The organism is Pseudomonas sp. SG-MS2 (assembly GCF_009933855.1).
Lineage (GTDB): Bacteria > Pseudomonadota > Gammaproteobacteria > Pseudomonadales > Pseudomonadaceae > Aquipseudomonas > Aquipseudomonas putida_E.
Genome location: NZ_MOMO01000243.1, coordinates 1 through 14351, shown reverse-complemented (window position 1 = coordinate 14351; position 14351 = coordinate 1). Strand labels below are relative to the sequence as shown.

Here is a 14351-nt window from a genome sequence, read left to right as displayed (position 1 = left end):
CCGCCTCGGCGGGCTTTTTTATGCCTCCAGCAGATCCGCCGCTTTCTTCTGACGCTTCTGCTCGTACATCTCGTTGTCTGCAATGGTCAATGCTGCTGCTATGCGAGTAGTTCTGGTTGTGACGGCAAGGCCATACGATGCCTTGATACCTTCAGCGTCAAGTGCCGCCTCTAGTCGACTGCAGAGCGCCTGGCCAGCGGCCAAGTCACAGCCAACTCCGATAATCCCAAACTCATCGCCTCCCAACCTGGCAACCACATCCTCAGACCTGGACGCTGCCTGTAATGCAGACGCGGCGCGTTTAATCAAAGAATCACCCGCTGCGTGTCCCTGCAGATCATTGACGGCTTTCAGCTCATCCAGATCGACGACTATCACGACAGATGATTGCCGATACCGCTGATAGCGCGCCTCTTCTTTGCTGAGCAGTTGCTCCCAACCACCCCGGTTGTACAGTCCGGTCAGGGCATCAGTGAGAGCCTGGGCCTGGAATCGCTCCGCACGCCTCTCTTCCTCGTCGACCCTCAGCTCCATCTGCAAAATGGTGCTAAGCATCTCACCAAGCATCTCAATCAGCTCTTGGTGTTCGGATATGTCATGCGGCTGGACCGAGGGATCTATCCCACACAAAGTCCCGAATAATCGCCCATCCGCAATTCTAAGAGGCACGCCGATGTAGGCGCCGATCGGGATTTTTCGACCAATCTCGGCTGCAGCATAGGCCGGCACCTGGTTTGCGTCAGCGGCTATGTTCGGCCCCAGCCCTTTGACCATCTCGCTGCAGAAGGAATCATCCCAGTTGAAGACATCACCCGGGACAACTCCGTACCCTTTATCGTCACTGTGCAATACAGTCCAATCGTTACCCTCTGCACGCGTCACCATACATAACTGGAAGTCGAGCTTCTGACGCAGAAAGGTCAGCGCTGTGGTAGACGCGCTTTCAAAATTATTCATGACAGACCTCAGGGAGCGCACAAAACGATATGCAGCCGGAAGCAGGGTCACAAGCGAAGATGTGTCCCCCTGCGCGGCCGGATTATAAGGCCAATCCTTAGGCTCAGAGGGGCTTTTTCATGCTTCATGCCTTCACGCTTTTTTCACGCCCCACCTTGCACAGTGAAGGCTCATACGCTTTCCCTTTCGCCCGCCCATCCCTGCGGGCTTTTTTATGCCCGCGTGATGGTTGCTCTCGATTTTACCGGAGCGCAGCATTTGCCAACCGCACTAGCGAAAGCCATTCACTGAAATCGACGTGCCCAGCGTGCAGAAGGGAAGCAGCCTCATTGATAGCTCGAGAATATGCATCCTCGCAAAGCGATCTGCCTGAATAGGCCTTCTTCCATAGATCTACTGCATACTGCCTACGTTCTAGCTCACTCCTTCCACTCACCACAAATCCATGACTCATCAGCGCACCGAGGACGTAACTTTATCGTTTTAGCAATTATACCGATGGATTACTCTAATTCACTGATGATTAGACGAACGTGCAAAGGTCTTGAAGCCGCCAAGGAGCGTGATAGCGGATGGCCATAATTTCAGGATGGCGCCTCAATTCACAGGGAGGTCACCTTGATTCACCAGATCCCCCGATGCCTTCTGGCTACTGTAGTCCTCGCCATGGCCGGGCGCGCGGGAACGCCCTTCACTTTCGGCCAAGCCAGCCAGATTAAGGTAGGCATGACCGAAGACAAACTCTACAAGAACATGGGCAACCCATATATGGTCACCTTCAGGGACGGGGGCCAGATGTGGATCTACAGCCATGCCACTGCCTTCAGTGGCGCCAAGACCGTATCCTTCGAGACGAAGGACGGAAAGGTAACCAAGGCTCCGTACGCCCCAAGGACTTCATCGCCAAGCCTAGCCGTGACGAGTGATTAGCTATATTGAAGCCCGCTTAGCGCGGGCTTGTTATGCCCGTCAGAAAGGCGCCTCCTCCTCAAGCTTTTCCTCCTCACAATCCTTCTCAATGACTATGTCGTCGCGGTCTTCGGCGCTCTGAGGCTCCCACCTAACCGTCACGCTATCGTCGTCGTTGAACGTCAGGTCGAGCTCTGGCGTATCGGCCAGTAGGCCCATCACCTCCTCCCACTCCAAGTCACCATCCGTATCTAGTCGATGGATCGTCACCCAGCGCTGAATCTGCGCTAGAGGGTGATTGATCATCGACGATACGCGGAGCGCTAGCCGCTCAACTCCGGTCATTTCCTGGCGCTCTTTGGGCGCCGTTTTTTTCTGCTTGGACATAGACCATTCTCCATTACTGTATATCCATCCAGCTATTTCGACGAGCATACATCACGCTATGTGAAACGTGAACCCGGCTTGTGAGGATTTTCCTAAACACACCTGAAGAAAAATAAATCACACATCGTGTTGACAACAAAAACACGATGCGTGATATTCACCTCAACACGCAGTCACCGAACAGGGACTGCCGAGGCCCTCAAGCCGCCCGCTCTTTCACATTGATGGGAACCTCGCGGATCGATCCCGGCAACGGCACAGCGCGAGCAATAAATTCGATCCCCATGCCAGCTCTGGAACTGGTGAATAGACCGCATTGCCTCTACCGGCGACCGGCGATCAGACAGCCCCGAAAGGCTGCCCACGACAGGGAGAACCCTGTACGGCTGATCGAGAGCGAAATGCTCGAACCGCGCGAACGACCCGGCAAGCAATGCGCCCCGCGAATCCCAGCGGCAGAAGGGAGATTCACCCAGATTCGATAGGTGGCCACTGCCTGCCCAGTGAGCGAGCAACGGAGGGCATCGACATGTGGAAGTAACTGACCGTCGCCGCGCGACAGCCTACCCGGCCGCTACAGAGCCGGGCGCTTTGACCGACGAGAGAATATCGGTCACGGAGTGCGCTGGTGTGCCGCCAGCCCCGTTAGCCAGTAGGCCTTGATGGCGGTCCTGATTCGATCGGCTGTTGGCTTCAGCGCCGGAAACGTACCCGGCAACCACACCGCTGACGCAATACCCCGGCCTGTCGCCAGTAGCGAGGCCGGGATTTCACCAGGTGCCATTCAGCGAGTGGCATCCGGGAAATCAACCGGAGGGATTAACGATGTTCAACATGGCAACCATGGCGGCTGATGAATGCCGCGCCGACGCTCAAGAGCGCACCTACTACCGCTGGATCGACAAGGCGTCCCAACTACTCGGCCATCAGGTCGCCCTGGGCTCGCAGGAAGAAAGCGACCTTCACGACCTCTACGCCGACGACTGCACACCGGCCGAGGCTGTTACTGAGCTACTGGCACAAGCTGAACTGGCTCGCGCTGCCTGACAGACGATTCCCCGGTGCGCCTCAAGCGGGGCGCATCAGGGGGAATCCACTGGAGTAATAAGCATGGCAAGACTGATTGCGGTACTGGGCTGCGAGGTCAGCGAATGGCCGGAGGGAATCGACCACTTCTTCTGTGATCCGGATGGAGAGGTGCGTGGATCGCCAGATGCCTACGGCGACTTCTATCCGAAAACCCCGGTTGACGACATCGACCGCGGCAAAGACATCGGTGACGAAACCATCCATGTAACAGAAGCAGACTGGAAAGAGTTCCGGCTCGCCTCAGGCATTAAGTGATTTCACTGGCTGGCCTTGGCGACAGGGCCGGCATCAAAGCCACTTCACTGAGGCGGCTTTGATGCACAGGAGGCCCCCATGGGAAGAGCATTAGTTCTTGGGGTCGGTATCAACGACCTGCCCCGCTATCACAACTGCCCGTTCTACAGCAGGTGGAAAGGGCTTCTCCGGCGCTGCTTCGGTGAGCGCGATGACCGCCACTATGAAGGATGCCAGGTGGCCGAGCAGTGGCTTCGGTTCAGCGCCTTTAAGGCGTGGATGGAGCAGCAGCCATGGCTTGGCAATCACCTGGACAAGGACATCCTGAGTCCGGGCGAGAAGATCTACCGGCCGGAAACATCGGTGTTCGTGCCAAGCATCTTGAACAACCTAGCAATCGACAGGCCATCTCAGCGGGGTGAACTGCCTGTAGGCGTAGCTCGCACTCGGCGCGGCAAGCCATTCATGGCAAGAGTTCACTGGCTGGATGGTAGCCGCACCAGCGTAGGCAGCTTTGACTGTCCGCACGAAGCGCACAGGGCCTGGGCCACAGCCAAGGCCGGCGTCATCCGGCAAGCGGTTGACCAATACCGAACCACCGATCGATTCGACGAGCGTGTCTGCATAGCCCTGTTGAATAGGGCTGACATGCTCGCCGAAACCTGAAATCAACCGCCCTAGAGTGCAAGACGATGCAAAACCAAAGTATCGAAGATCTCAATGCCCAGCTTGACCGCTATGGCGCCTGGATGCGCGCACATGGGCGTCGCAACACCGCGAAGGCCCGTAGCGTAGCCGCTTCAATGCAGCAGATTCGCGATGAGATCTCCCGCAGGACTGCGTGAACAACCAGCGCCACGTCCGCCTGACGTTAACTGCCCGATGCCCCGCTCCCCATCGCAGGCTGCACCGGGGTGTGAACTGAATCCTGCCGCCAAGCAGCACAGCTTCTATCCAGCGAGATCGGGAGGAACGAACACCGGTCGATGCAGAGATTGGCTCCTGCCAGTTCGCACCCCGATGCAGCTTGCATCGATTTAAAGCGCATCACGGTGAGCCTTATGCAACTTAAGGCGAACCACAGCAAACATTAATCGACGTACACGCAGGCGAATCCGGGGCCTACCCGGCCAGACCAGATGCATGTGAGGTAGCGCTCACCGCCTGCCCCCTTCCCCTTCCCCTTCAATTTCGACCGCATTGGCGGGTGCCAGGCTGGCTTTTCACGCCCAGTTTGGTCACTGCGCCTGGCATCCGACCAATGCGGTTGGCGAGGCACATATGATTAAAGATCCTGATCTGCGAACGCCGGCAGAGATTTGCCGAGAGCTTGAAATTTGCCGATCCACATTCTGGCGCTGGCGGACCATTCCCGGTTTTCCCGAACCGCTCAAGAAAAACAAGATGCAGATGGTCTTCCGGCTAAGCGAGGTAAAGAGCTTCCTTACTGATCAGAAGATTATGGATGCCGCCGTTGATGCTTACCAGGCCAACGCTGCAGAAAGGGTCTCAGGCTCAGGCGTACAGGCATCCTTGCGTGACTATTTCGCAGTTAAGGCGATGCAGGGCATTTGCGCTCACGATGACAACTGGGGTTGCGATATCGATGGCATCGCAGAGCGGTCCTATGCCATGGCCGACGCCATGCTAGCCGCCCGGGTGAAGCCATGAGCGGAATGAGCGTTTCAGGCCAGGTCATGATTCAAGAACCTGAAGCCAGAGGATTCTCGGCCCATGTCTACCCGACGCGTCTTGATGCCGCCATTCAGCTGCTGCGCGTGATGATTCGCCGCGCCGCTGACGCGGAGCAGGCCATGGCCCAAATCGAAAATGCCGTAGCTGAGCTGATCAGCGAGGAGCGACATGATTTGGATATGGAAATGGCAACCGAGCGCCGGCGCCGTGGAGAAGAGCCATGAGCAGCTGGGAATGCAAAGGCGACGACGGTGAGCCCGATCATGATTGGAAGTACGTCAGCGACTGGGGCGGCGATCCAGGCGTGATCGGCGGCACCTTCGATTGCAGCTATCTCGAGTGCCGGGTTTGCGGCGAAGAGAAGCACGACCATCCCAACCCATCCGAATACGCCTACCAAGCAGGCGACTACGACTGAACCAACCACCTGGAGGCGACCATGGCCGACCCAATCAAGGCGCTGGCCAAGCGCGAGCGACGCATAGCGCGAATCACAGCTGAGCGTCTCGCTGAGTCCAGAGAGAAATCTGAGCGTGCCTCCTACCGAGAATCCCAGGCAGGCGGTTCAGATGATCCGATCCGAATCTTCGACATCCCTTACACGCCCTTTCAGGGCTGATCATTCTGGAGGCGACCATGGGCGCACTTCGAGCAGCACAATGGCGGTATGACCATGCTGAGCCTGAAGACGGCTCAGCGTATCAGGAAGCGGCGCAGAACTGGATCGAGAGCAAGGCTGAGGAACTGGTCGGCGGCTGCGACGTGCTGATTCCGCAGCGATTCGGCGGCCCGGCCGGCGTCCGCCAAGAGCAGTTCGTGGCCAAGGTGGCCGAGCACCTTCGCGCTCTGCAAGAGGCTGAGAAGGACGACCTCAACGCCTTGGCCCTCCTCCTGCTTCAGGCGCAGGCCGGTGGGCCAGTGAAAAGCATGGTCGAGGATGTTGTCGGCCAGAGCGATCACTGCCGCGGCAAGCTGTACGAGATCGCTGAGTCGATGCTCGACCAGTATGCCGAGCAGGGTCTGCGGTACGAGGCAGACGAGGCTCGGCTATGAGCCCTCATAGCATCGCGGTCAGCGCGATCAACGCGGCCATCGAAACGATGCTTCTGCCGGGCTCTGGCCCGGTGGAGGACGGCAAGGCCGAATCCATGGTCGTCGCCTACTTCTCTCTTCTCGCTATCGACGCCGAGGAGTTCAAACACTACTGCGAGCGCATCCGGCGTATTGCCGTTCGGCGCAAGGAGGCTGCATGAGCGCACCTGACTGGAGCCAAAAGCCCCAAGATTTCCCGATCTGGATCGTCCCAAAGCCAGGCTTTGATAGCTGGCCTTCCGACTGGCACAAGGACTCTGGCGAGCTGTTTGTAGATCGGCATGGTCGGCCTTGGACCAAGTCTGGAGAGGGTAAGCAGTTCGAGGTTTTCACCGACCCCAACGGCTGGCCAATTTCTGGTCTGCCACCAGTTGGAGCTGTGTGCGAAGCCAATAGGCTTGGCAGAGTCAAAAGCGATAATCACCCGTGGTTTAAGGTCAAGATCCTCGCTCACTGGACTGATGATGATCGGATCTCTCCAGTGGCAGTTTACATGCCGCTCGGCGAATCGCCGCCTCATGTCGCTCAGGGCGTAGCCTGCTGTTTCCGACCTATCCCCACGCCAGAGCAGATAGCCGATGAGGAGATTCGTGCAGGTCTGAACGAAATGATCCGCCACATCAAGGATCACCCTCTAGGCACTCACGGCGTGAGCCATCTGCAAGAGCTGATGATCCATGAGGACGTTGCCCGCGATCTTTGGGCCGCAGGCTACCGCAAGCAGGAGGCATCATGAGCGATATCGACTGGGCGCAAGCTCCCGCTGATGCGGAGTACGCCCGCGAGTGGTGTGGCGAGGTGACCTTCTTCAAGGAGTACCACGTTAAGGGTTTTTGGCGAGCATGGCACGACTCGTGGGGATGGCATCCAACCTCCATGTGCAATGCGGTTTACAAGTCCATGGTTCGTCGACCCGGTCTAGAGTCGCAGGAGGCATCATGACAACTCCATTTTTCCCGTCGCTGATTGACGACCAGGTGGCCGAGGTCACCCAAGCCGTGCCAGACGACCGCATCCTGCTGGTGTTCAAGGGCCTGACCATGGAGGACGCCATGAATCAGGCGCGCCTGGCTCACATCGAGAACCCTGCGGCCTGGTCGGGCCGGGCCTACCTCTGCGGCATTTGCACGCTGGCCTATGAGGTGCGGGCATGAGCTACTCACGGACCGACTACTACGCCGAAGGGCTTGCGGAGGCCTTTGAAGAGCGCGGTGTTGCCGCGACGCCAGAGCAGATCCGTGCCATCGCAGAAGATGTGACTGGCTGGGCTGAGAACGTCGGCATGGCATTCCACACGCCTGCAGGCGACCCACGCGATAGCGAACTGGGTGATCTTCGCAAGCAGCTGGAGCGCGAGCGCAACAAAGTCACCTGCACGACGTGCAAAGGGTCAGGAACCCTTCATTTCTCAGGCCCCTATCACGGCTCTACGAGCAGCTGCCACAAGTGCAATGGCGCAGGTAGACACGACCCATGACCGGTTACCAGCGTGCACGCCGCATTGCCACCTGGCGCGGCAGCTTCATCGCCCTCACCTTCTGCACCGGCTGGCTCCTCCTGAGCGCCCTGGCCGGCACCATCACACAGTAACCACTTAATCAGCGCCCACCGCATGGATGGCGCGGGAGATTCGCATGTCTGAACAAAAGCACACGCCAGGCCCTTGGTTTATTGGAGGCCGTCTTCCTCGCCAAGAAACGAAAATCTGCACAATCGTAGGCGGCGAAGCTGTGCATGGCAGCTCGGCCGCTGTTTCTGACTGGAGAGCGGATGCTGCGCTTATCTCTACTGCTCCTGACCTGCTTGCCGACCTGATTGAAGCAGCGTCGACCCTTCGTCGCTACGAAGCGTTGCACCGCGCAAAGAATACCGACGACAGCCTCAAGAAGGCTGAGGTCAACGCCGAATTGGCATTGCGCTTCGAGCGCACCATCGCCAAAGCCACACCCTGAATCACACGCACCCGAGCCCGGCGGGCCCTTAGGGGATAACCGGACCTACCCGGAGCGTAAGCGGCGAGAGCGCGCAACCATCCACCGCAGCCAGGGCCTGGAGCGTACCTCCGTGCCTGGGTGACCTGGCATTCCCCTATTCCACTGACGGCGCCGGCCTGGCGCGAGGTGTATCCCAATGTCCGAATTAACCATCAACGTCGACGACTACCTGAGCGAGTCGGATAAGCGTCGGATCGTGACCGATGCCTTCAGCGCTGCCGCAGCTGCCCATGCTCAGAAAGACTTCGAGCGCATCATCAGCAACTCGGCCTACTACCTGGTTGGCGATATCGTCGACCAGCACTTCGACGGCAACATGGTGGCCACGCTGAAAGACAAAGCCATCAGCGTCATCAACAACCTGTCATCGACGACTGTGTTCAGCCCGCCGAACGCCTGGGATCGCGATGCCAGCAAAGGCTGGCAGCAGATGCAGCAGGCGATTGAAGACCTCAAGCCAATGATCCACCAGCGCGTCAGCGACATCATCGCCGACTACGACCATAGCGCCCTGCGCGACCTGATCGAAACTCAGGTCGGCGAGGCCATTATCAAGAAGCTGACGGCATAAGCTGCTGGAGCCTGAAATGACCAACAACATGAGCATCTGGGACAAGGTCCAGACGACCGACACCCGATTCACCAAGGACGCCAAGGTCGGCGGCCAGCAGATAACCAGCCTGAACGGCACCGCCATGATCATGAAGGCCACCGAGGTCTTCGGCCCGGCCGGCATCGGCTTCGGCTGGAACGTGGTTGAGGAGCGCTTCGACAAGGGCGCCGAGATGTTCAGCGGCGAAGGCGACAAGCGCGTCAGCCTGGGCTTCGAGCTCAACCACACAATCAAGATCACCTTCTGGTTCATGCTTGATGGCCAGCGCGGCGAGATCGAGCAGTACGGGTGCACCCAGTACCTGTACAAATCGAAGTACGGCACCACCACCGATGGCGAGGCGCCGAAGAAGTCGCTGACCGACGCCATCAAGAAGGCGCTCTCCATGCTGGGCTTCAGCGCTGACGTGTTCCTGGGCATGTTCGACGACGTGAACTACGTCCAGCAGCTGCAGGCCGAGCAGGCCATCGAGCAGGCCGAGGACCGCCAGGCCGAGATCGAGCGCCAACAGCAGGAGCGCCTGGGCTTCATCAAGGACACGATCGAGACCATGCAGAAGGCGGTGACGCCGCATGAGCGCAAGAAGATCCACGACCACGCTGTGCGCAAGCTCATCGCTCGCAAGGACGAGAAAGGCGCCGCCCGGATCTCCCTTGAATTGAAGAATCTCGAAGCCGGCAAGCCGCAGGAGGCTGCAGCATGACCCAGCTCTACGCACTCACCGGCCAGATGGCCGAACTGGCCGCCATGTGTGACACCGACGACGAAGGCCTCAAGCAGGCCATTCAGGACACCATGGCCGGCATCCAGGGCGAATTCGAAGTGAAGGCCGACAACATCGTCATGCTGCGTCGGAACATCGAGGGTGACATCGGCGCCATCGACGCCGAGATCGAACGCCTCAGCGAGCTCAAACGCATCAAGGCAAACAGCGTGACCGCGATCACCGACTACCTGCGGCGCAATATGGATGCGGCCAACATCAAGTCGATCAAGCGCCCGCTGTTCACCATCAGCCTGGTCGCCGGCAAGGAGCGTGTCATCGTCGATAACGAACAGGCGGTGCCGGACGAACTGACTTCGGTCGTGACCAAGATCGCGCCGGACAAGAACGCCATCGCCGCAAAGCTCAAGGCCGATCGCGAGCACAACGAAGCCGTCCGCAAGCGCATGGCCGCCGGCGAAGACTGCGAACACGAACTGATACCTGAGCCAGTCTGGGCGCATTTGGAGCGCGGCGATAGCTCAATCCGCATCAAGTGAGGTCAGCATGAACCAATCAATCGACCTGGAGGCCGCCAAAGCGGCGATCAGTCTGGATGAGCTCAAGTCCACTCTAAGTTACTCACCTGCCACTGGAAATTTCACGTGGCTAAAGACACTTGGAAGCAGGGCGCAGGCTGGGTCCGTAGCGGGTTACCTCCATTGCAGGGGTTACCGCTTTATCCGACTGAAGGGGAAGCGCTTCGCCGCACATAGACTGGCATTTTTCTGGATGACAGGGCGTTTCCCCATGGAAGACATCGACCACATCAACGGCAACCGTGATGACAACCGATGGGAAAATCTTCGTGAGGCGAGCAGGTCTCAGAATCTAGAAAACATCAATCCAAAGCCTAACCAAAGCGGAATTCTTGGGGTTACCAGAACTCGCTGCGGAAACTGGACGGCAAGGATTATGAAAAGTGGGAAGCAGCATTATCTCGGGACGTTTTACAGCCCAGATGATGCAGGCGCTGCTTATCTTGAGGCCAAGTCGAAGCTTCACGAGTTTCAGCCAATCCCAAGGAAGGCTGTCAGCCACTAGTGGAGCGATCACGATGCAGAATCAAATACACCAATTCGACATAGAGTCCATGAAGGAATCCTTCTTCTCTTCGGGTGGAAAGATCATAGTGCTGGAGGGCTTTACCTACCGGCCACTGCCGGAGCGCAAGCATCCAAAGCCCAAGCAAAAACGGGCCAAGCCAGCTGAGCATAAGGCAGTAAGCCAGCATAAAAGCCGTGCCAGGGCCCGCGCCGAAAAGGTTGCCGAACTCGCCAAGACCATGACCTGTGGCGAGGTCGCGAAACTCCTCGGAGAAACCAAGAGCGCGCTATGGGGTGTGGCGGCACGGGAAGGCTTCAAGTTCGCCAGTCCGCCACGACAGCCCAAGCCGGTGAAAGACCCCGTAGCCCAAGAAAAGGCAGACCGGGCTCTCGCAGATCAGATCATTGCTCTGCGCGACTGTGGCATGTCCCGCTGTCGAGCCACGGCAAAGCTAGGCATCGGAAACCGCAAGCTGGAACGGATTCTGGTGGCCTTCGGGATCAACTTTCCACTGCAAAGGCACGGGGGTACGCCATGCCAAGAGTGAAGCCTGAAAAAATCCACCCACTCCCCTATTACCAAGGCCGGACCGCTCGTGCTGCCGGTCGCTGCCGGGCGTATCAGCCTCACCCTGAGATGTCGGTCGACAGCGCTTGGTGGCTCGGGGGCTGGCACGACTGCGACATGGAGTTATCGCATGAACCGAAGAATCAGCCGATCGCTGCAACTGCACAGGCGGCGTGAGCAGTTCAACCTACCGCCCAGCGGATTGAAGGAGGTGTCGTATGGCGATGACATCGCAAGAGCGCGACAAGCGGCGGCGCGAGAAGGCCGAGCGCCTGCAGGAAGAAGATCTGCGCTTGAAGGTTCGACCAGGGACTAAACAGGCCCTTCTGGAACTGATGGAATGGGCCGGGATCGAGGAACAGGGCGAGGCGATGACGCTGATGATTCACCACCTACATGGGCTGGGACCCGGCGGCGCGCTGCCGCTGCTGACACCTCCGCGCCACGAAATAACGGTATCACCGGCTGTGGCGCGGAAGCTGGAACTCGCCTATCAGCGAGAATCGCTGAAAGCTATCAGCTTTGCGGAGGCACGCGAGGACTGAAACGCGGCGAAACAGTGCGCTCAGGAGGAGCTACGGAGAACCCGACTACGGCGACAGTTGCATAATACGAAGGCTCATCCGCCCCATTTATCGACTCGGTACCCACATGAACGAGCGCCCCATCATGCTCCTTCAGCAGGTGATTGATATCCCAGTCCAGGCTTTTGCCGAAACTGTATGTGCAATACGGACATCCTGAGTGCTCGTCAGTGCTCAGTCTGATCGTGTGTTTAATAGCCGACAAATCCATTCGTACCTCCTCTTCCGGCCCCATGCCGGTCACCCGTAATACCCCATCCCAAACCAAATTGCCACCATGTGGACCGACCCGATTCAGGGTGTGACATGACCCGCCGGTGGGGCTCAGCTAATGGATTCAAGAAACGCCCATGCCCCCACAATCGTAAGGACTACCACAGCTACTACGACGAACACCATGTAGCGGATATCGTCCTGGGTCATTACGGCAGTCCCCCAAATTCTCAGTGTTTGAGGGGTGTAGCAACTCTCATACCAACTCACCCATGCCGCATCCGGCCACGGAGGGCGGCGCATGCATGGAGAAAGTAATGCGAACCACGCAGAGAGCAAAAAATCCGCCACCATGTGCTCGTTATGCGGTGGTGCTGAATCCTGGGACTCTGTTCCAGCGCGTTGATGTGTATGCCCTCACCCTGCTTGACGCTGAGCGCTGGGCAGCTGAAACCAGAGAGCCAGGGCTTGAGGTAGATGTGATGCGCGTGCTTCCGCACGGACAGCTCACAACGGAATATTGAAACTCAGGGAATCAGCCTTTTTTGGTTTTCTTCCAGGTCAAGCTTCCACCGCCCTCATGATCATGGGTTTCAACGATCAGGTAGTGAGCGATTGTCTTTCCACTCTCGTCGATCTCGTAGAAATTCCAGGTATCTACGCCGGCGGTGATTTCCATGACACCGTCGCCGGACCTGAATTCATGCTGGTCTGGTATCCGTAAAAACTTTTTAAGTTCCTTTGTATTCACGTCTGCTCCGATGCGGCCCCATGCCGCTTGTCGACTAAATACCCCACATAAACGAATCACGCCACCCCGGCGAGGACCGCCCATGTCTGCATTTCAGAAAAAGAACCCTCTCGACTTCAAAACCCAGTACGGCCTTGGCTTCGATCCGCAAGACGACGAGATCGTGGTGGACTTCTTCTGCGGTGGCGGCGGTGCCGGTACCGGGCTGGAAATGGGACTGGGCCGCCCGGTGACCGTGGCCAAGAACCACAGCCCAGCTGCCATCAGCATGCACACCGCCAACCACCCGGCGGCGCGCCACTTCACCACCGACGTCTTCGACGGCGACCCGGATGAGGAATGCCAGGGCCGCCCGGTTGGCTGGTTCCACATGAGCCCCGATTGCACCCACCACAGCCAGGCCGCCGGCGGGCAGCCGCGCAAGCGCGAGATCCGCAACCTGTCGTGGATCGGCCTGAAGTGGGCAGGCAAGAAGAAGCCCCGGGTCATCAGCCTCGAGAATGTGAAGCAGATTTTGCAGTGGGGCCCGCTGATGGCGAAGCGCGACAAAGCCACCGGCCGGGTGATGAAGTTGGACGGCACTGTGGCAGCAGTCGGCGAGCGCGTACCGGTGCAACAGCAGTTCCTCGTGCCAGACCCGAAGCGGCGCGGCATCACCTGGCGCCGGTTCGTGCACCTGCTCGAAGGCATGGGCTACCAGGTCGAATGGCAGATCATCAAGGCCTGCGACTTCGGAGCCCCAACCAGCCGGGAGCGCCTGTTCATGATCGCCCGATGCGACAGGCAGCCGATCGTGTGGCCAGAGCCTACCCACGCCAAGAACCCAGCCAAGGGTCAGCAGAAATGGCGTACCGCCGCCGACTGCATCGACTGGAGCGTGCCGAGCAAGAGCATCTTCGGTCGGAAGAAGGCGCTGGCCGATGCGACGCTGCGCCGTGTAGCCAAGGGCATGAAGAAGTTCGTGCTCGACAACCCGCAACCTTTCATCGTGCCGATCGCGAACTGGTCGGGCGAGCTGGCCCAGTCTGCCGACGAGCCGCTGCGCACAGTCACATCCTGGCCGCGCGGCGGATCCTTCGCCATGGCAAGCCCCGTAGTTCTTCCGGCGACTCACCAAGGCGACGACCGAGTGAATAACCCGGGCGATCCCCTGCCAACAGTAACTGCCGCCAACCGCGGCGAATTGATGATGGCCAGCCCAGTAATGGTTGGGGCCGGCGGCCCGGTGTATGCCGGTAAGCCAGTAGCAGCTGACCAGCCAATGGGTACCCTGATGACCCAGAGCCACCGGGCGCTGGCATCGGCGCATCTTGTCAAGTTCAGGTTCAACAGCGAGGGAGCAGCTATCACCGATCCGGTGCCGACCATCACGAGCGGCGGCAACTACAAGCGCCCTGCGGGTGCGGCCCATGCCATGGGTGTGTGCACCGCCTTCATCGAGCAGGCGAACGGCGGG

Annotated in this window: 26 protein-coding genes; 23 read left to right on the top strand and 3 right to left on the bottom strand. The window is 58.8% G+C overall.

Going from position 1 to position 14351, the window contains the following annotated elements:
* Positions 1 to 18: 18 nt before the first annotated feature.
* Positions 19 to 957 (bottom strand): sensor domain-containing diguanylate cyclase, encoded by a 939-nt coding sequence (locus BLX42_RS22625; RefSeq protein WP_161872684.1) that lies wholly within the window; start codon positions 955 to 957, stop codon positions 19 to 21.
* A gap of 969 nt (positions 958 to 1926) precedes the next feature.
* Complete coding sequence (locus BLX42_RS22620) at positions 1927 to 2253, bottom strand: DUF1654 domain-containing protein (RefSeq protein ID WP_161872683.1); 327 nt, start codon at positions 2251 to 2253, stop codon at positions 1927 to 1929.
* Between the two features lie 825 nt (positions 2254 to 3078).
* Here BLX42_RS22620 and BLX42_RS22615 point away from each other — a divergent pair.
* From BLX42_RS22615 to BLX42_RS22510, 22 genes are all read left to right on the top strand, one after another.
* Positions 3079 to 3300 (top strand): hypothetical protein, encoded by a 222-nt coding sequence (locus tag BLX42_RS22615; RefSeq protein WP_070085589.1) that lies wholly within the window; start codon positions 3079 to 3081, stop codon positions 3298 to 3300.
* A 63-nt stretch (positions 3301 to 3363) separates the two neighbouring features.
* On the top strand, positions 3364 to 3597 hold the full coding sequence (locus tag BLX42_RS22610; RefSeq protein WP_161872682.1) for a hypothetical protein: 234 nt from the start codon (positions 3364 to 3366) through the stop codon (positions 3595 to 3597).
* A 78-nt stretch (positions 3598 to 3675) separates the two neighbouring features.
* A complete protein-coding gene (locus BLX42_RS22605) occupies positions 3676 to 4242 on the top strand; it encodes a hypothetical protein (RefSeq protein ID WP_161872681.1) in 567 nt (188 codons plus the stop codon).
* A gap of 26 nt (positions 4243 to 4268) precedes the next feature.
* Positions 4269 to 4421 carry a hypothetical protein gene (locus BLX42_RS22600; protein WP_161872680.1) on the top strand — a complete coding sequence of 51 codons (153 nt, stop codon included), beginning with the start codon at positions 4269 to 4271 and terminating at the stop codon, positions 4419 to 4421.
* Positions 4422 to 4857: 436 nt separating this feature from the next.
* On the top strand, positions 4858 to 5247 hold the full coding sequence (locus tag BLX42_RS22595) for an AlpA family transcriptional regulator (RefSeq protein WP_161872679.1): 390 nt from the start codon (positions 4858 to 4860) through the stop codon (positions 5245 to 5247).
* Positions 5244 to 5495, top strand: coding sequence for a hypothetical protein (locus BLX42_RS22590; protein ID WP_256672063.1), 252 nt, complete (start codon positions 5244 to 5246; stop codon positions 5493 to 5495). The genes BLX42_RS22595 and BLX42_RS22590 overlap by 4 nt, the downstream gene beginning before the upstream one ends.
* Positions 5492 to 5689 carry a hypothetical protein gene (locus tag BLX42_RS22585; protein ID WP_161872678.1) on the top strand — a complete coding sequence of 66 codons (198 nt, stop codon included), beginning with the start codon at positions 5492 to 5494 and terminating at the stop codon, positions 5687 to 5689. Before BLX42_RS22590 ends, BLX42_RS22585 begins: the two co-directional genes overlap by 4 nt.
* Before the next feature lie 21 nt (positions 5690 to 5710).
* Positions 5711 to 5890 carry a hypothetical protein gene (locus BLX42_RS22580; protein ID WP_161872677.1) on the top strand — a complete coding sequence of 60 codons (180 nt, stop codon included), beginning with the start codon at positions 5711 to 5713 and terminating at the stop codon, positions 5888 to 5890.
* Between the two features lie 17 nt (positions 5891 to 5907).
* The gene (locus BLX42_RS22575; protein WP_161872676.1) at positions 5908 to 6324 is read left to right on the top strand and encodes a hypothetical protein; all 417 of its coding nucleotides are present in this window, start codon (positions 5908 to 5910) and stop codon (positions 6322 to 6324) included.
* Positions 6321 to 6524, top strand: coding sequence for a hypothetical protein (locus BLX42_RS22570; protein WP_161872675.1), 204 nt, complete (start codon positions 6321 to 6323; stop codon positions 6522 to 6524). The genes BLX42_RS22575 and BLX42_RS22570 overlap by 4 nt, the downstream gene beginning before the upstream one ends.
* Positions 6521 to 7099 carry a hypothetical protein gene (locus BLX42_RS22565; protein ID WP_161872674.1) on the top strand — a complete coding sequence of 193 codons (579 nt, stop codon included), beginning with the start codon at positions 6521 to 6523 and terminating at the stop codon, positions 7097 to 7099. Before BLX42_RS22570 ends, BLX42_RS22565 begins: the two co-directional genes overlap by 4 nt.
* On the top strand, positions 7096 to 7305 hold the full coding sequence (locus BLX42_RS22560) for a hypothetical protein (protein ID WP_161872673.1): 210 nt from the start codon (positions 7096 to 7098) through the stop codon (positions 7303 to 7305). Before BLX42_RS22565 ends, BLX42_RS22560 begins: the two co-directional genes overlap by 4 nt.
* Entirely contained in the window at positions 7302 to 7517 is a 216-nt protein-coding gene (locus BLX42_RS22555; protein ID WP_161872672.1) for a hypothetical protein, read from the top strand. Before BLX42_RS22560 ends, BLX42_RS22555 begins: the two co-directional genes overlap by 4 nt.
* Positions 7514 to 7840, top strand: coding sequence for a hypothetical protein (locus tag BLX42_RS22550; protein ID WP_161872671.1), 327 nt, complete (start codon positions 7514 to 7516; stop codon positions 7838 to 7840). The genes BLX42_RS22555 and BLX42_RS22550 overlap by 4 nt, the downstream gene beginning before the upstream one ends.
* A 157-nt stretch (positions 7841 to 7997) precedes the next feature.
* Positions 7998 to 8315 carry a hypothetical protein gene (locus BLX42_RS22545; protein WP_161872670.1) on the top strand — a complete coding sequence of 106 codons (318 nt, stop codon included), beginning with the start codon at positions 7998 to 8000 and terminating at the stop codon, positions 8313 to 8315.
* A gap of 178 nt (positions 8316 to 8493) precedes the next feature.
* On the top strand, positions 8494 to 8928 hold the full coding sequence (locus BLX42_RS22540; RefSeq protein WP_161872669.1) for a hypothetical protein: 435 nt from the start codon (positions 8494 to 8496) through the stop codon (positions 8926 to 8928).
* A gap of 16 nt (positions 8929 to 8944) precedes the next feature.
* Positions 8945 to 9673, top strand: a complete 729-nt coding sequence (locus BLX42_RS22535) for a hypothetical protein (protein ID WP_161872668.1) — start codon at positions 8945 to 8947, stop codon at positions 9671 to 9673.
* The gene (locus BLX42_RS22530; protein ID WP_161872667.1) at positions 9670 to 10233 is read left to right on the top strand and encodes a siphovirus Gp157 family protein; all 564 of its coding nucleotides are present in this window, start codon (positions 9670 to 9672) and stop codon (positions 10231 to 10233) included. Before BLX42_RS22535 ends, BLX42_RS22530 begins: the two co-directional genes overlap by 4 nt.
* Before the next feature lie 7 nt (positions 10234 to 10240).
* Positions 10241 to 10777: an HNH endonuclease gene (locus BLX42_RS22525; protein ID WP_161872666.1), complete on the top strand. Its 537-nt coding sequence runs from the start codon at positions 10241 to 10243 to the stop codon at positions 10775 to 10777.
* A gap of 13 nt (positions 10778 to 10790) precedes the next feature.
* A complete protein-coding gene (locus tag BLX42_RS22520) occupies positions 10791 to 11327 on the top strand; it encodes a hypothetical protein (RefSeq protein WP_161872665.1) in 537 nt (178 codons plus the stop codon).
* A gap of 238 nt (positions 11328 to 11565) precedes the next feature.
* Positions 11566 to 11892 carry a hypothetical protein gene (locus BLX42_RS22515; protein WP_161872664.1) on the top strand — a complete coding sequence of 109 codons (327 nt, stop codon included), beginning with the start codon at positions 11566 to 11568 and terminating at the stop codon, positions 11890 to 11892.
* A gap of 557 nt (positions 11893 to 12449) precedes the next feature.
* The gene (locus BLX42_RS22510; protein WP_161872663.1) at positions 12450 to 12668 is read left to right on the top strand and encodes a hypothetical protein; all 219 of its coding nucleotides are present in this window, start codon (positions 12450 to 12452) and stop codon (positions 12666 to 12668) included.
* 11 nt (positions 12669 to 12679) lie between these two features.
* On the opposite strand, the gene BLX42_RS22505 is transcribed toward BLX42_RS22510, so the two are convergent.
* Complete coding sequence (locus BLX42_RS22505) at positions 12680 to 12979, bottom strand: hypothetical protein (protein ID WP_161872662.1); 300 nt, start codon at positions 12977 to 12979, stop codon at positions 12680 to 12682.
* Here BLX42_RS22505 and BLX42_RS22500 point away from each other — a divergent pair.
* Positions 12978 to 14351: DNA cytosine methyltransferase (locus tag BLX42_RS22500; protein WP_161872661.1), on the top strand; the 1374-nt coding region annotated here is incomplete at its 3' end. The genes BLX42_RS22505 and BLX42_RS22500 overlap by 2 nt on opposite strands.

Bases quoted from the DNA above. Each gene is read 5' to 3' on its own strand.
- BLX42_RS22620 (WP_161872683.1), bottom strand. From the start codon at position 2,253: ATGTCCAAGCAGAAAAAAACGGCGCCCAAAGAGCGCCAGGAAATGACC.
- BLX42_RS22545 (WP_161872670.1), top strand. From the start codon at position 7,998: ATGTCTGAACAAAAGCACACGCCAGGCCCTTGGTTTATTGGAGGCCGT.
- BLX42_RS22530 (WP_161872667.1), top strand. From the start codon at position 9,670: ATGACCCAGCTCTACGCACTCACCGGCCAGATGGCCGAACTGGCCGCC.
- BLX42_RS22520 (WP_161872665.1), top strand. From the start codon at position 10,791: ATGCAGAATCAAATACACCAATTCGACATAGAGTCCATGAAGGAATCC.
- BLX42_RS22505 (WP_161872662.1), bottom strand. From the start codon at position 12,979: ATGGGCGGTCCTCGCCGGGGTGGCGTGATTCGTTTATGTGGGGTATTT.
- BLX42_RS22585 (WP_161872678.1), top strand. From the start codon at position 5,492: ATGAGCAGCTGGGAATGCAAAGGCGACGACGGTGAGCCCGATCATGAT.
- BLX42_RS22515 (WP_161872664.1), top strand. From the start codon at position 11,566: ATGGCGATGACATCGCAAGAGCGCGACAAGCGGCGGCGCGAGAAGGCC.
- BLX42_RS22615 (WP_070085589.1), top strand. From the start codon at position 3,079: ATGTTCAACATGGCAACCATGGCGGCTGATGAATGCCGCGCCGACGCT.
- BLX42_RS22595 (WP_161872679.1), top strand. From the start codon at position 4,858: ATGATTAAAGATCCTGATCTGCGAACGCCGGCAGAGATTTGCCGAGAG.
- BLX42_RS22555 (WP_161872672.1), top strand. From the start codon at position 7,302: ATGACAACTCCATTTTTCCCGTCGCTGATTGACGACCAGGTGGCCGAG.
- BLX42_RS22535 (WP_161872668.1), top strand. From the start codon at position 8,945: ATGACCAACAACATGAGCATCTGGGACAAGGTCCAGACGACCGACACC.
- BLX42_RS22525 (WP_161872666.1), top strand. From the start codon at position 10,241: ATGAACCAATCAATCGACCTGGAGGCCGCCAAAGCGGCGATCAGTCTG.
- BLX42_RS22610 (WP_161872682.1), top strand. From the start codon at position 3,364: ATGGCAAGACTGATTGCGGTACTGGGCTGCGAGGTCAGCGAATGGCCG.
- BLX42_RS22540 (WP_161872669.1), top strand. From the start codon at position 8,494: ATGTCCGAATTAACCATCAACGTCGACGACTACCTGAGCGAGTCGGAT.
- BLX42_RS22565 (WP_161872674.1), top strand. From the start codon at position 6,521: ATGAGCGCACCTGACTGGAGCCAAAAGCCCCAAGATTTCCCGATCTGG.
- BLX42_RS22580 (WP_161872677.1), top strand. From the start codon at position 5,711: ATGGCCGACCCAATCAAGGCGCTGGCCAAGCGCGAGCGACGCATAGCG.
- BLX42_RS22625 (WP_161872684.1), bottom strand. From the start codon at position 957: ATGAATAATTTTGAAAGCGCGTCTACCACAGCGCTGACCTTTCTGCGT.
- BLX42_RS22550 (WP_161872671.1), top strand. From the start codon at position 7,514: ATGAGCTACTCACGGACCGACTACTACGCCGAAGGGCTTGCGGAGGCC.
- BLX42_RS22590 (WP_256672063.1), top strand. From the start codon at position 5,244: ATGAGCGGAATGAGCGTTTCAGGCCAGGTCATGATTCAAGAACCTGAA.
- BLX42_RS22560 (WP_161872673.1), top strand. From the start codon at position 7,096: ATGAGCGATATCGACTGGGCGCAAGCTCCCGCTGATGCGGAGTACGCC.
- BLX42_RS22605 (WP_161872681.1), top strand. From the start codon at position 3,676: ATGGGAAGAGCATTAGTTCTTGGGGTCGGTATCAACGACCTGCCCCGC.
- BLX42_RS22510 (WP_161872663.1), top strand. From the start codon at position 12,450: ATGGAGAAAGTAATGCGAACCACGCAGAGAGCAAAAAATCCGCCACCA.
- BLX42_RS22575 (WP_161872676.1), top strand. From the start codon at position 5,908: ATGGGCGCACTTCGAGCAGCACAATGGCGGTATGACCATGCTGAGCCT.
- BLX42_RS22570 (WP_161872675.1), top strand. From the start codon at position 6,321: ATGAGCCCTCATAGCATCGCGGTCAGCGCGATCAACGCGGCCATCGAA.
- BLX42_RS22600 (WP_161872680.1), top strand. From the start codon at position 4,269: ATGCAAAACCAAAGTATCGAAGATCTCAATGCCCAGCTTGACCGCTAT.